This is a genomic window from Bradyrhizobium sp. USDA 3256 (assembly GCF_054058275.1).
Window position 1 is genome coordinate 1,796,117 of record NZ_JBSSAE010000002.1, and the last position, 13,784, is coordinate 1,809,900.

At 64.7% G+C, this 13,784-nt stretch carries 14 protein-coding genes; 6 read left to right on the plus strand and 8 right to left on the minus strand.

Features of this window, described 5'->3' with window-relative positions:
• Nucleotides 1-91: 91 nt before the first annotated feature.
• Nucleotides 92-1,225: a nitronate monooxygenase gene (locus ACVWY5_RS10085; protein ID WP_028331776.1), complete on the minus strand. Its 1,134-nt coding sequence runs from the start codon at nucleotides 1,223-1,225 to the stop codon at nucleotides 92-94.
• A 278-nt stretch (nucleotides 1,226-1,503) separates the two neighbouring features.
• Between ACVWY5_RS10085 and yghU the strand changes: the two genes are divergently transcribed.
• Complete coding sequence (yghU, locus tag ACVWY5_RS10090) at nucleotides 1,504-2,382, plus strand: glutathione-dependent disulfide-bond oxidoreductase (protein ID WP_028331775.1); 879 nt, start codon at nucleotides 1,504-1,506, stop codon at nucleotides 2,380-2,382.
• Nucleotides 2,383-2,534: 152 nt separating this feature from the next.
• Here yghU and ACVWY5_RS10095 read toward each other — a convergent pair whose 3' ends face one another.
• From ACVWY5_RS10095 to ACVWY5_RS10115, 5 genes are all read right to left on the minus strand, one after another.
• Complete coding sequence (locus ACVWY5_RS10095) at nucleotides 2,535-2,810, minus strand: GNAT family N-acetyltransferase (protein ID WP_028331774.1); 276 nt, start codon at nucleotides 2,808-2,810, stop codon at nucleotides 2,535-2,537.
• A 10-nt stretch (nucleotides 2,811-2,820) separates the two neighbouring features.
• Nucleotides 2,821-3,441: a flavin reductase family protein gene (locus ACVWY5_RS10100; protein WP_028331773.1), complete on the minus strand. Its 621-nt coding sequence runs from the start codon at nucleotides 3,439-3,441 to the stop codon at nucleotides 2,821-2,823.
• A gap of 288 nt (nucleotides 3,442-3,729) precedes the next feature.
• The gene (locus ACVWY5_RS10105; RefSeq protein WP_028331772.1) at nucleotides 3,730-5,004 is read right to left on the minus strand and encodes an acyl-CoA dehydrogenase family protein; all 1,275 of its coding nucleotides are present in this window, start codon (nucleotides 5,002-5,004) and stop codon (nucleotides 3,730-3,732) included.
• Between the two features lie 175 nt (nucleotides 5,005-5,179).
• Nucleotides 5,180-5,557: a VOC family protein gene (locus ACVWY5_RS10110; RefSeq protein WP_028331771.1), complete on the minus strand. Its 378-nt coding sequence runs from the start codon at nucleotides 5,555-5,557 to the stop codon at nucleotides 5,180-5,182.
• Between the two features lie 439 nt (nucleotides 5,558-5,996).
• Nucleotides 5,997-6,779, minus strand: a complete 783-nt coding sequence (locus ACVWY5_RS10115) for an SDR family NAD(P)-dependent oxidoreductase (RefSeq protein WP_038377103.1) — start codon at nucleotides 6,777-6,779, stop codon at nucleotides 5,997-5,999.
• Nucleotides 6,780-6,930: 151 nt separating this feature from the next.
• On the opposite strand from ACVWY5_RS10115, the gene ACVWY5_RS10120 reads away from it, so the two are divergent.
• From ACVWY5_RS10120 to ACVWY5_RS10130, 3 genes are read left to right on the plus strand one after another with little or no spacing between them, the layout of a single operon-like run.
• Nucleotides 6,931-7,722: an enoyl-CoA hydratase/isomerase gene (locus ACVWY5_RS10120; RefSeq protein ID WP_028331769.1), complete on the plus strand. Its 792-nt coding sequence runs from the start codon at nucleotides 6,931-6,933 to the stop codon at nucleotides 7,720-7,722.
• A complete protein-coding gene (locus ACVWY5_RS10125) occupies nucleotides 7,719-8,705 on the plus strand; it encodes a phosphotransferase family protein (protein WP_028331768.1) in 987 nt (328 codons plus the stop codon). The genes ACVWY5_RS10120 and ACVWY5_RS10125 overlap by 4 nt, the downstream gene beginning before the upstream one ends.
• 1 nt (nucleotide 8,706) lies before the next feature.
• Nucleotides 8,707-9,081, plus strand: coding sequence for a DUF6285 domain-containing protein (locus tag ACVWY5_RS10130; protein WP_028331767.1), 375 nt, complete (start codon nucleotides 8,707-8,709; stop codon nucleotides 9,079-9,081).
• Between the two features lie 223 nt (nucleotides 9,082-9,304).
• On the opposite strand, the gene ACVWY5_RS10135 is transcribed toward ACVWY5_RS10130, so the two are convergent.
• Nucleotides 9,305-10,084: an enoyl-CoA hydratase-related protein gene (locus ACVWY5_RS10135; RefSeq protein ID WP_028331766.1), complete on the minus strand. Its 780-nt coding sequence runs from the start codon at nucleotides 10,082-10,084 to the stop codon at nucleotides 9,305-9,307.
• A gap of 220 nt (nucleotides 10,085-10,304) precedes the next feature.
• Between ACVWY5_RS10135 and ACVWY5_RS10140 the strand changes: the two genes are divergently transcribed.
• A complete protein-coding gene (locus tag ACVWY5_RS10140; protein ID WP_028331765.1) occupies nucleotides 10,305-11,579 on the plus strand; it encodes an acyl-CoA dehydrogenase family protein in 1,275 nt (424 codons plus the stop codon).
• A gap of 20 nt (nucleotides 11,580-11,599) precedes the next feature.
• Nucleotides 11,600-12,073 (plus strand): GFA family protein, encoded by a 474-nt coding sequence (locus ACVWY5_RS10145; protein WP_028331764.1) that lies wholly within the window; start codon nucleotides 11,600-11,602, stop codon nucleotides 12,071-12,073.
• A 48-nt stretch (nucleotides 12,074-12,121) separates the two neighbouring features.
• Here ACVWY5_RS10145 and ACVWY5_RS10150 read toward each other — a convergent pair whose 3' ends face one another.
• On the minus strand, nucleotides 12,122-13,702 hold the full coding sequence (locus ACVWY5_RS10150; protein WP_028331763.1) for a fatty acid--CoA ligase: 1,581 nt from the start codon (nucleotides 13,700-13,702) through the stop codon (nucleotides 12,122-12,124).
• Between the last annotated feature and the right edge of the window lie 82 nt (nucleotides 13,703-13,784).

The window sequence follows — 13,784 nt, forward strand, 5'->3', positions numbered from 1 at the left end:
CATTGCGAGGAGCAAAGCGACGAAGCAATCCATACTTCCGCTGGGGTGAGACGGATTGCTTCGCTTCGCTCGCAATGACGGGGAGGGATCGTCACTCCGCCACCAGCGCATTCATGTGCTCGACGGCCTCGACGAACTCTTCCTTGAACTCCTGCACCACGGCGCCGGCCGACTTGACGCTGTCGACCAGGCCGACGCCCTGGCCGACGAAATAAGTGACGAGATCGCGGGCCTTTTCGTTACCGCCAGCCGCGGCGCGGTCGATGGCGTTGAAGGCGTCGCGGCTGATGATGCTTTGCAGCGGCATCGGCAGCGCGCCGGGGCTTTCCGGCGAGCGGTCCCAGGCGTCGGTCCATACCGAGCGGAGCTGCCGCGCCGGCTTGCCGGTGCGGCCCTTGGAGCGGATCGCGTCGCGCGAGGAGGCCGCGATCATCTTCTCACGGAAGATCTCCGAGGTCTCCGATTCCACCGTGGCCAGCCACACCGAGCCGGTCCAGGCGCCCGCCGCGCCCATCGCCATGCAGGCCGCCATCTGGCTGCCGGTCATGATGCCGCCGGCGGCGAGCACCGGCACGTCGCGGATCTTTTGGACCGCCTTGATCACCTCGGGCACCAGCACCATGGTCGAGACCTCGCCGCAATGGCCGCCGGCCTCGGTGCCCTGCGCGACGAGGATATCGACGCCGGCCGCGACCTGGCGCAGCGCGTGCTCTTTGGAGCCGACCAATGCCGCCACCGGCACACCATGCTTGCGGCCCATCTCGATCATCGCCTTCGGCGGCACGCCGAGCGCATTCGCGATCAGCCGGATCGGATGCCGGAACGAGACCTCAAGCAGTTGGAGCGCAGTTTCGGCGTCGAACGGTTGCGGCTGGTTGTCGGCGACGTTGCGGCTGGTCAGCTCGATGTCGTATTTCTTCAAGAGATTGCGGGTGAAGTCGCGATGCTCCTGCGAGACGCGCGCTTCGAGGCTCTTCCAGGTGACGTTCTTCTCGCCCGCGGTCGAGATGTTTTCCGGGATCAGCACGTCGATGCCATAGGGCTTGCCGTCGACATGCGCGTCGATCCACTTCAACTCCTGCTCCAGCGTCTCCGGCGAATGCGCGGTCGCGCCGAGCACGCCGAAGCCGCCGGCGCGGCTAACCGCCGCCACCACGTCGCGGCAATGGCTGAAGGCGAGCAGGGGGAAGTCTACCCCCAGCATGTCGCAGATCGGTGATTTCATGGACTGATTCTCTCCCGGCGGCTGCTTCTTGTGCTTGTTGGCGTCAGCCGCTGCAACGCTAGCGCATCACGGTCAGCGAAGCCAAGCGGGTTTCGGCCACGGCGATCTTGCGTGCAGGCGCTGCTTGGCTGCATCGCTCGCAGCGCATTCCGCAAGGTAGAAAATGCGATGGCGTGGGCTGGGCAAAGCCGAGCGAGCCCACCATCTAGTGCGGACATGGGGATGGGCACGGCGGCCGCCGCGCCACCTGGCAAGAACATGAATCGGGAGCCAACGACGTGAATGACATTCCTGCCTACGAGCCGCCCAAAGTCTGGACCTGGAACAAGGAGAGCGGCGGGCGCTTTGCCAGCATCAACCGGCCGGTCGCCGGTCCCACCCACGACAAGGAACTGCCGGTCGGCCGCCATCCGCTGCAACTCTACTCGCTGGCGACGCCGAACGGCGTGAAGGTCACCGTAATGCTGGAAGAGCTGCTGGCGGCGGGGCACACGGGCGCGGAATACGACGCCTGGTTGATCAAGATCGACGGCAATCAGTTCGGCAGCGGCTTCGTCGCGGTCAATCCGAACTCGAAGATCCCGGCGCTGATGGACCGCAGCGGAAAGGAGCCGATCAGGGTATTCGAGTCGGGCTCGATCCTGGTTTACCTCGCGGAAAAATTCGGCGCGTTCCTGCCGACCGACGTCAAGTCCCGTGCCGAAGCCTTCTCCTGGCTGTTCTGGCAGATGGGCGCGGCGCCCTATCTCGGCGGCGGCTTCGGGCATTTCTACGCCTATGCGCCGACCAAGATCGAATACGCCATCGACCGCTTTGCGATGGAGGTGAAGCGCCAGCTCGACGTGCTGGACCGCCGGCTCGCCGACAACGAATATCTCGCGGGCGATGTCTACACCATCGCCGACATGGCGGTGTGGCCGTGGTACGGCAGCCTCGCCAAGGGCCTACTTTATGGCGGCGGCGAATTCCTCTCGGTGCAGGACTACAAGAACGTGCAGCGCTGGACCGACGCGATTGCGGCACGGCCGGCGGTGAAGCGCGGCCGCATGGTCAACCGCACCTGGGGCGAGCCGTCGAGCCAGCTCCATGAGCGCCACGACGCCAGCGATTTCGAAACGAAGACGCAGGACAAGATCGGCGAGCCGGTGGCGTCTTAGCATCGCCGACTACCATCGGCCCGTCCGTGAAACTCGTCATGCCCGGCCTTGTGCCGGGCATCCACGTCTTGCCCGCTGGGGCCGAAGACGTGGATGGCCGGGACAAGCCCGGCCATGACGAGATGACACGCTCTTGCTAACCTGCCCGACTCTTAGCCCAGCAAATCGTCATACTCCGGATGCTTCTTCATGAAGCCCTGGATGAATTCGCATTTCACGACGAGCTTGATGCCCTGCGCACGCACGGCGTCGAGTGTCGCGCGGGCAAGCTTGGAGCCGATGCCGCGACCGCCGAGCTCCGGAGGGACCTCGGTATGAACCAGCGTGATCGTGTCCGGCGTCTTGCGGTAGACCACGAAAGCGGTTGCGCCGTCGACGGCGAGTTCGAACCGGCTCTGCGCCGCGTTGTCGCTGAAGATTTCGCTCATTGTCTTGTCCTCATGATTTCTTCTGCGCGCCCTCGGCCGCGGGAAACACCACGCGGTCGTCGGTGCGGCAGTAGCGGTCGGCGAACATGCGGCCGATCGGGTGGTAGCGATCCATGTGGACGCGCATCGCCTCGCGGTCCCACAATTCGTCGCGGATGTGGAAGTGAATGCCTTCGCCCATGATCAGCTCGCGGTCGCCATTGACGTCGATCAGCTTCCAGGTCTTGCATTCCATCGCGAACGGTGCGTCGGCGAGCCGCGGCACCGCAATCTTGGTCGATGGCGCGAGCTTGAGGCCGAGATAGTCGGGCTCGCCGATCTCGGGCGGGAAGTCGCCGGAGGTCTCGTGCATCGCGCGCGCCAGCGGCTCGTCGGTCAGGTTGACCACGAACTCGCCCAGGCGCTGGATGTTGACCAGGGTGTCCTTCTCGCGGCCGTCCGGCCTGCGGTTGACAGCGAACATGCAGAGCGGCGGATCCTCGCAGAATACGTTGAAGAACGAGAACGGTGCGGCATTGACCACGCCGTCCGCGCCCGTGCTCGTCACCCAGGCGATGGGCCGCGGCAGCACGAAGGAGGTCAGCACCTTGTAGCGTTCGCGCTGGGTGAGGTCGCTTGGGGCGTATTCCATGGGATGTCCGAAAACGGAGGGCGGGTTAGGGGAGCGTAACCCGCCGCGACCGGACAGCAAAGTAAAAGGCGGGACACGCTCGCGCGAACCCGCCTTGCAGACTTGCTTGTTTATTCCTCGGAGCGCTCTTCCCTTACCTCGCCCCGCCTGCGGGGAGAGGTCGGATCGCATCGTTAGATGCGATTCGGGTGAGGGATTCTCCGCGAGTTCAGCTTTCACCGCCCCGTGGAGGGGAGCCGCTCATCCCGACCTTCTCCCCGCAAGAGCGGGGAGAAGGAGAAGAAGCGACTACGGCATGCTCAGCTCGTGGCGGCCGACCACCATCCAGTGCACCTCGTCCGGTCCGTCGGCGAAGCGGAGATGGCGGACGTCCTGGTACATTTCGCCGAGCGGCGACCACTGCGAGATGCCGGTGGCACCGTGCATCTGGATCGCCTGGTCGATCACCTTGCAGGCGCGCTCGGGGACCATGGCCTTGACCATCGAGACCCAGACGCGGGCTTCCTTGTTGCCGAGCACGTCCATCGCCTTGGCCGCCTTCAGCACCATCAGCCGCATCGCCTCGATCTCGCAACGCGCCTGGGCGATGATCTGCATGTTGCCGCCGAGATGGGCGATCTTCTTGCCGAACGCCTCGCGGGTGAGGCCACGCTGCACCATCATATCGAGCGCCTTCTCGGCCTTGCCGATGGTGCGCATGCAGTGATGGATGCGGCCCGGTCCGAGGCGGACCTGCGAGATCTCGAAGCCGCGGCCTTCGCCGAGCAGCATGTTCTCCTTCGGCACCTTGCAATTGTTGAAGCGCAGATGCATGTGGCCGCGCGGCGCATGGTCATGGCCGAACACGTGCATGGGCCCGAGGATCTCGACGCCGGGGGTGTCGATCGGTACCAGGATCTGCGATTGCTGCTTGCTCGGCGCTGCGTCGGGATTGGTCTTCACCATCACGATCATGATCTTGCAACGCGGATCGCCGGCGCCGGAAATGTAATACTTCTCGCCGTTGATCACCCACTCGTCGCCGACGAGCTTCGCGGTGGTCGAGATGTTCTTGGCGTCGGAGGAGGCGACGTTCGGCTCGGTCATCGCATAGGCCGAGCGGATCTCGCCGTTGAGCAGCGGCTTCAGCCACTTCTCCTTCTGCGCCTTGGTGCCGACGCGCTCCAGCACCTCCATGTTGCCGGTGTCGGGGGCCGAGCAGTTCATCGTCTCGGAGGCTAGCGGGCTCTTGCCGAGCTCGGCGGCGATATAGGCGTAGTCGAGGTTGTTGAGGCCTTCGCCGGTTTCGGCGTCGGGCAGGAAGAAGTTCCAGAGGCCGACTTCGTTGGCCTTGTCCTTGGCCTTCTGCAGGATCGCGAGCTGCTCGTCCGTGAAGCTCCAGCGGTTGGTCTTCTTCTCGCCGGCGCGATAGAACTCGACCGACATCGGGTCGACCGTGTCGCGGATGAACTGCTTCACATGGTCGTAGAGCGGGCGGACCTTGTCCGACATGCGCAGGTCATTGAGATCGTCGCCCGGATTAAGCGTGTAGTTCGTGGTGCGCGGCACATAGGCATGCTTCATTGTCTTTTCTCCCTCGCGAAGGCGCGTTTCGCGGCGGACAATAGACGCGTGCGACGCGAAGCGCGAGTACCGATTTTCCGATCACCTCTACCGCATCGTGGAATTTCGCGACGGCGTTTCAAACGTTGTTTGAACGCCGCCGCGTACAGCGTGAAAAGATTCCGGCGGGCGCCGGTTAGCTCATCCGGTGCATCGCGCAGATCTTGTTGCCGTCGAGGTCGCGCAGATAGGCGAGATAGAGCTTCACGCCAGACCCTTCCCGTACGCCCGGCGGGTCCTCGCAAGGCTTGCCGCCATTGGCGATGCCGGCCGCGTGCCAGGCATGGACCTGCTCCGGCGAAGAGCAGGCAAAGCCGATCGTGCCGCCGTTGGCGTGCGTTGCCGGTTCGCCGTTGATCGGCTTGGACACCATGAAAATGCCGGCCTTGGTGAGGTACATGATGCGGTGACCGTCGACCCGGGCCGGCCGGACATCGAGCGTGCCGAGCAGCGCATCATAGAACGCCTTGGCCTTGTCCAGATCGTTGGTGCCAACCATCACGTGTGAAAACATCTGAAATATCCTCCCTGCTTGTTAAAAGCCGCCTCATTGCGTCCCTTGCGGCTCAAACGCTAGCAGCAGTTTTGCCACGACGGAAGCGACGCCGCGTCGCGCGTTGTTTTACCCGTCACTCTCCGGCCGTCATTCCACGCCGCGCAACTGCGCACCCCCCGCGCGATGCTGCGATCGGCGCCGGGCTTTGCCGGCGCAGTCTGCTTTGGAGAAGGCAAGTAAACGCAAGACACGGACGCAGCGGCGCCGCGAGGGTGCGGATGTATGATTCAAGCTCGCGCCACATATTCAGCGTCGTCCCGGCGCAGGCCGGGACCCATAACCACCGATGTTATTTGTGGTGCGATGCTAGTACGACGAATCCCGTTCACAACACCCGCCGCGGCGTATGGGTCCCGGCCTTCGCCGGGACGACACCGGTGATGCGGGAAGGGCTGGGCTAGAACGCCGTGTACCCGCCGTCGATCACAAAGCAATCCGCCGTATGATAGGACGACGCCTTGCTCATGATGTAGACGGCGATGCCGCCGAAATCGCTCGGCTCGCCGAAGCGGCGCAGGGGGATGCGCGGCATCACATTGGCGACGAACTTGTCGTTGGCCATGATGCCGGCGGTCATGTCGCTCTTGATCCAGCCGGGCAGGATCGCGTTCGCGGTGACGCCGTGGCGCGCGAGCTCGACGCCGAGCGCGCGGCACAGCGCGTTCAGCGCCGCTTTGGTGCCGGCATAGTGCTCGTTGCGCGCGGTGCCGAACAGCGAGGCGAGGCTCGAGGTCGCGACCAGCCGGCCGAACTTGTCACCGGCCTCGGCGCGGTCGGTCATGTGGCGTGCCGCAGCCTGGAATACGTGAAACACGCCGTCGAGATTGGTCGCGAACATCTTGCGCCATTCCTCCTCGGTGCGGTCGATGAAGGCTCTACGTCCGCCGCCGCCGATGCCGGCGTTGGCGAAGCAGCCATCGACGCGGCCGAAGGTGTCCAGCGTTGCCTTCATCGCGGTCTTGACCGAGCCGGAATCGCTGACGTCGCAGAATTGCGTCGCGACCTTGCCGGGGCCGGCCTTCATCGAGGCCGCGGCGTTGGCGTTTTTTTCCGCGTTGCGGCCCCAGATCGAGACGTTGCAACCAGCGGCGTTCAGCGCCTGCGCGATGCCGAGGCCGATGCCGCCATTGCCGCCGGTGATGACAGCGACGCGGCCGGTGAGATCGAAGATGCCACTCATTGGGGTTTCCATTTGGTTTGGTGCGCGCTAATCACGCGTTCACGATGGGCTTGCCGCCGACCATGGACAAGCCCGGCACAAAAATCAAATATGGGTCGAAGCATCGACCTACCGCGGTACCAAACCGCCGAAACAACGTGAAGAGGAAACCATGCAGTTCAAACACGTCACGCTCGACTTCGATGGATCGGTCGCGATCCTCAGGCTCGACCACCAGGAAGTCATGAACGCGGTCTCGATCGACATGCTGGGCGGGCTTGCCGCGGCGCTCGATGCGATCGACGACAAGCGCGACGAGGTGCGCTGCCTGGTGATCACGGGCGCAGGTCGCGCCTTCTGCACTGGTGCCAATCTGCAGGGCCGCAACCAGCAGAAGCCCGGCAAGAGCAATGCCGGCGCGGCGCTAGAGACAGCGTTCCATCCGTTCCTGCGCCGATTGCGTAAGCTGCACTGTCCGATCGTGACGGCGGTGAACGGCCCGGCCGCCGGCGCCGGCATGAGCTTCGCCCTGATGGGCGACCTCATCCTGTGCGCGCGCTCGTCCTATTTCCTGCAGGCGTTCCGCCGCATCGGCCTGGTGCCGGATTGCGGCTCGACCTGGCTGTTGCCACGGCTGATCGGCAAGGCGCGCTCGGTCGAGCTGTCACTGCTCGGCGAGCGGCTGCCGGCCGAGAAGGCGCTGGACTGGGGTCTCGTCAACCGCGTCTATGACGACGCCGCGCTGATGGAAGAAACCATGAAGCTCGCGCACGATCTCGCCAACGGCCCGACGGTGGCGTTGTCGCTGATCCGAAAGCTCTATTGGGACAGCCCGGAAAATACCCTCGAGGATCAGCTCAATCTGGAATTCGAGTCGCAGCGCCTTGCAGGTAGCGCCGAGGATTTCAAGGAAGGTGTCACCGCATTCCTCGAGAAGCGGCCGGCGAAGTTCAAGGGCAAATGATCGAGACCGAACTCACCCGCTGCGTCGCCTCGTTTCATCCAGGCGCAACCGGCGTCACCGGCGCCGCAAAGCTCTCCGGCGGCGCCAGCCAGGAGACCTGGACGTTCGACATCGTGCATCCGAACGGCACTATCGGCGCGATCCTGCGCCGCGCGCCGCCTGGCTACGGTGCCGCGCCGGGCCGTGCCGCCGGCCTCGATGCCGAGGCGACGCTGATGCAGCTCGCGCATGACGCGGGCCTGCCATCGCCGAAGGTGATGCATGTCTTGAGACCGGAGGACGGCCTTGGCCGCGGCTTCATCATGGCGCGGGTCGAGGGCGAGACCATCGCGCGGAAAATTTTGCGCGACGAGGAATTTGCCGGTGCACGGCCGATCCTCGCCCGCCAGCTCGGCCGCGTCATCGCCGGCATCCATGGCCTGCCGCAGGCCAAACTGCCGAAGCTGCGCAGCCTGACCGCAACCAGGGAGATCGAGGATCTCGCCCGCGAGTATCACAGCTTCAACTGGCCGCGGCCGGTGTTCGAGTTGGCGCTGCGCTGGCTGCGCGATCACGATCCCGGTCCGTCGTCCGAGACGACGCTGGTGCATGGCGATTTCCGCCACGGCAATCTGATCATCGGTCCCGACGGGGTGCGCGCGGTGCTCGACTGGGAGCTCGCGCATACCGGCGACCCGATGGAGGACCTGGGGTGGATCTGCGTCAACTCGTGGCGCTTCGGCGAGATCGACAAGCCGGTCGGCGGTTTCGGCACACGCGAAGATTTGTTCGCAGGCTATGAGGAAGCCGGCCGCAAGGCCGACCCGGACCGCGTGATGTTCTGGGAAGTGATGGGCACGCTGCGCTGGGGTGTGATGTGCTGCGGCATGATGCAGCGCTTCCGAAGTGGCCCGGATCACTCGATGGAGCGCGCGATGATCGGGCGGCGCGCGTCGGAAACCGAGATCGATCTGCTTAGGCTACTCGCACCGAGAGGTCGTTGACATGCAGGACGAACCGACACCCACCGAACTGATCAAGGCCGTCGCCGATTTCCTGCGCAGCGAGATCGCGCCCGCGATCAAGGGGCACAACGGCTTCAAGCTGCGCGTCGGCATCAACGCGCTCGACCTGGTGACGCGGCAGCTCGCGCTCGCCGAGGCCGGTGATGCGACCGAAGCTGCGCGGCTGAGGCAATTGTTGGGCACCGACGGGACGCTGATGGAGCTGAACCGCGTGCTGTCGGAGAAGATCGCGGGTGGCGAGGTCGATCTGAAAACGCCCGGGCTTTCGGAGCATCTCTGGCAGACCACGCTGGACAAGCTCGCCGTCGACCAGCCGAACTACGCGTCCTACAAGCGGGAGCTGGCGACCAAGTAGGATTGGTAGAGCGAAGCGAAACCCATCACGACACGCGAATGACGCTGATGGGTATCGCGGCGCTCAACAGGCCGCGATACATCCGACGTCGTCCCGGCGCAGGCCGGGACCCATTACCACAAATATCGGGTGTTGCGCACGGCCGGAACGACGATCCCGTTCACAACACTGGCCGCCGAGTATGGGTCCCGGCCTTCGCCGGGACGACGAGTGGACAGAGCGATTACCGCCCGAGCCACTTCGGCGGCCGCTTCTCCGAAAACGCCTTCGGGCCCTCGATGTAGTCCTGCGAGGCAGCCATTGCCTTCACCGCCGGATAGTCGCGCTGCTCGGCCAGTGCCTGCTCCAGCGAGACTTCGAGGCCCTTCTGGATCGCCTGCTTGGAGGCGCGGATCGACATCGGCGAGTTCTTGGTGATGGTCTCGGCCCAGCGCTCGGCGGCCGCCAGCGCCTCGCCCTGCGGCACCACCTCGTTGACGAAGCCGAGCTCGAGGCCTTCCTTGGCGCTGACGTGGCGCGCGGTCAGGATCATGCCCATGGCGCGCTTCAGCCCGATCTGGCGCGGCAGCCGGTGCAGGCCGCCGGCCAGCGCAGCGAGGCCGACGCGCGGCTCGGGCAGGGCGAAGGTCGCATTCTCGGAAGCTATGATCAGGTCGCAGGCCAATGCGATCTCGAACCCGCCGCCCATCGCGACCCCGTTGACGGCGGCGATGATCGGCTTGTCGCAGTCGAAGCGGGTGGTGAGGCCGGCGAAGCCGCCCTTGTCCCAGCCGCGCTTGCCGCCGGCGGCCTGCCATTTCAGGTCGTTGCCGGCGCAGAACGCCTTGTCGCCGGCGCCGGTGACGATCGCGACCCACTGCTCGGGATCGGCGGAGAAGTCGTCGAACACCTTGTTGAGCTCGAAATGCGCGTCGATATGCAGCGCGTTGTAAACCTCGGGCCGCGACAGCGTCACGATGGTGATGGGACCCTTGCGCGTCACCTTGGAGAATTTCAGATCCATGTATGCTCCCGTCGATTTTCTGCGGCGAAGAATATTGCTGATATCCTAGCGCCTGCGCGTCGTTCCGTGCCATCCAATTACGCAAGGCGACCGCGCGTGCAAGCCTCGCTCGCCTGCTTGACTTGGCGACAGGCTTCTCACCTTAATCGACCCGAACGCGGATGCGCGACAGCGTCTAGACGCAAAATCAGATTCAACAATATTTCCGGGAGAGACCGCCTTGGATTTCAATCTGCCGGCTGACCTGACAGCCTATCTCGCCGAGCTCGATCGCTTCATCGAACGCGAGATCAAGCCGCTGGAAGAGGCTGACGACAACATCCGCTTCTTCGACCATCGCCGTGAATGGGCGCGCACCGATTTCGACAAGGGCGGCCTGCCGCGCCATGAATGGGAGCTGTTGCTGCGCAAGGCCAAGAACCTGGCCGACGCCGCCGGCCATCTGCGTTTCGCGATCCCGAAGCGTTATGGCGGCAAGGACGGCTCCAACCTCTGGATGGCCGTCATCCGTGAACATTTTGCCTCAAAGGGTCTCGGCTTGCACAACGATTTGCAGAACGAGCACTCGATCGTCGGCAATCTGCCGATCGTGACCATGCTCGACCGCTACGGAACCGACGAGCAGAAGGCGATGATCGACGGCTCGATCACCGGCAAGTACCGCATCACGTTCGGTCTGACCGAGCCCGAGCACGGCTCGGACGCCACCCATATGGAAACCAAAGCGGTTCAGGCCACGCGCGACAACGTCAAGGGCTGGATCATCAACGGCGAGAAGATGTGGACGACAGGCATGCATGTCGCCACGCACTGCGCGCTGTTTGCCCGCACCTCGGGCAATGACGGCGATGCGCGCGGCATCTCCTGCTTCCTGGTGCCCGCGAAGTCGGCGGGGGTGAAGGTCGAGGAGTATATGTGGACCTTCAACATGCCGACCGACCATCCGCGGGTCAGCTTCACCGATGTGTTCGTGCCTGAGGATGCGCAGTTCGGCGAGGTCGGCCGCGGCCTGTCGCTGGCGCAATGCTTCGTGCATGAGAACCGCATCCGCCAGGCGGCGAGCTCGCTTGGCGCCGCGGTCTACTGCATCAATGAGAGCGTGAAATATGCCCGCGAGCGCAAGCCGTTCGGCAAAGCGCTGGCCGAGAATCAGGCGATCCAGTGGCCGCTGGTCGAGCTTGCGACCCAGGCCGAGATGTTGCGGCTATTAATCCGCAAGACCGCCTGGGAGATGGATCAACTGACCCAGGCGCAGGTCGAGCACACGCTGTCCGACCGGGTCTCGATGTGCAACTATTGGGCAAACCGTCTGTGCTGCGAAGCCGCCGACCGCGCGATGCAGGTGCATGGCGGCATGGGCTACTCGCGCCACAAGCCGTTCGAGCACATCTACCGCCATCACCGCCGCTATCGCATCACCGAAGGCAGCGAGGAAATCCAGAAGCGCAAGGTGGCAGGCTTCCTGTTCGGCTACATGGGGGCCGGCAAGCACTAACGCAGAGGAGGCGGGACGACATGGAAGGTGGATGCACCTGCAGAAACGTCCGCTACCGCCTGACCGGCAGGCCGCTGATCGTGCACGCCTGCCACTGCACCTGGTGCCAGCGCGAGACCGGCACGGTGCACGCGCTCAACGCGATGTACGAGGCCGAGCGGGTCGAGCACATCGCGGCCGAGCCCGAGATCGTTGACACGCCGTCGGCGAGCGGCAAGGGGCAGAAGATCGCGCGCTGCCCCATCTGCAAGGTCGCGGTGTGGAGCAATTATCCGGGCGCGGGACCGGCGGTGCGCTTCGTCCGCGTCGGCACACTGGACGATCCGAGCCAGTGCCCGCCGGATGCGCACATCTTCACATCTTCGAAGCAGCCTTGGGTGACCTTCCCGCCGGGCGTGAAAGTGTTCCCCGAGTATTACGATCGGAAAGAGGTCTGGCCAAAAGAGGCGCAGGAGCGGTGGCGCACGATGCGGGAGAAGATGAAGAAGACGTGATGACTCTCTCCATCGTCGTCCCGGCGAAGGCCGGGACGACAGAGGAGGCTAATTCACCTGCCGGTCCTTGCCCGCCCAGTACGGTTCGCGCAGGCTCCGCCGCAGGATCTTGCCCGACGGGTTGCGCGGCAGCGCCGGGATGAAGTCGACCGATTTCGGCGCCTTGTAGCCGGCGATCCGCTCGCGCGTGAAGTTGATGATGTCGGTCGCGGTCGCGGCTTTTCCCGGCTTCATCACCACCACCGCCTTCACCGCTTCGCCCCATTTGTCGTCGGGAATGCCGATCACCGCGGCCTCCGCCACGTCAGGATGGTCGCACAGCGCGCTCTCGACCTCGGCCGGATAGATGTTCTCGCCGCCGGAGATGATCATGTCCTTGATGCGGTCGTGGATGTAGAGGTAGCCGTCCTTGTCCATGTAGCCGGCATCGCCGCTGCGCAACCAGCCGTCGCTGTCGATGGTGCGCGCGGTGGCCTCGGGCAGATTCCAGTAGCCGGCCATGTTGGAGCCGGAGCGGGTGGCGATCTCGCCGACTTCGTCCGGCGGCAGCGGCTTGCCGTCAGGATCGAGGATCGCAAGCTCGATGCCGGGCAACGCCTTGCCGGCCGAGCGCATGCGGTCGAGCCCTTCGATATGATCCTCCGGCGGCAGCGCGACGATGGTGCCGGTGGTCTCGGTCATGCCGTACATCTGCACGAAGCCGCATTTGAAGACCTCGATGCACTCCTTTAGCAGCGCCGCCGGAATCGGGGAGGCGCCATAGAGCATGTATTTCAGGCGGGAGAAGTCGACCTGCCGCGCGCGCGGCTGCCGCACCACGAACTGCATCGCGGCCGGCACCATGAACAGCTTTGTGATGCCGGACTGCTCGAAGAAGTCGAGCACCTTGGTCGGGTCGAACTCGCGCGCGATCACGCCGCGGGCGCCGTGATAGAGCCCCATCACGCCCCAGCCGGAGCCGCCGATATGGAAGATCGGCATCGCGACCAGCGAGACGTCGTCGGTGGTCCAGCGGTTCCACTCCGGCTTCTCGGCCTCGTTGCCGCTCTGCACCAGATTGAGGAAATTGGCGTGCGACAGCATCGCGCCCTTCGGCTTGCCCGTCGTGCCCGAGGTGTAGAGCTGGATCGCGATGTCCTTCGGCTCGATCGCAACGCGCGGGTCGTCGCCGCCCTGCGCATCGCGCCACGCGACGAAGTCGGGCCATTCCGGCGCGCCGCCCTCGGTCGTGATGATGGTGCGGACGCTCGGCAGCTTGTCGCGGATGGTGCGCGCCTGCGTGATGAATTCGGGGCCGACGAACAGCACGGGGGCCCTGCAGTCATCGACGATGAAGGCGACCTCGGGGCCCGCGAGGCGCCAGTTCACCGGCGCCATCACCACACCGGCCTTCATCGCGCCCATCAACAGCTCGAAATAGAAGTCGCTGTTCTTGCCGAGATAGGCGATGCGCTCGCCCTTCTTGACGCCCATCGCGATCAGCGCGTTGGCGACGCGGTTGGTCTTGATGTCGAACTCGGCGAAGCTGGTTTGCCGTCCCTCGAATTCATAGGCCAGCGCATCGCCGCGGCTCTTGGCGCGCTCGCGCACCATGTCGGCAAGGTTGGTCAGTTTCGGCGCGTCGGACATGTTTCCCCCGTGACGTCTTGTTTTGGTTGCGCCGAGTGTGGCGGCATCGCGCGGGAAAAACAATATGGGGTGTATGGGCGCG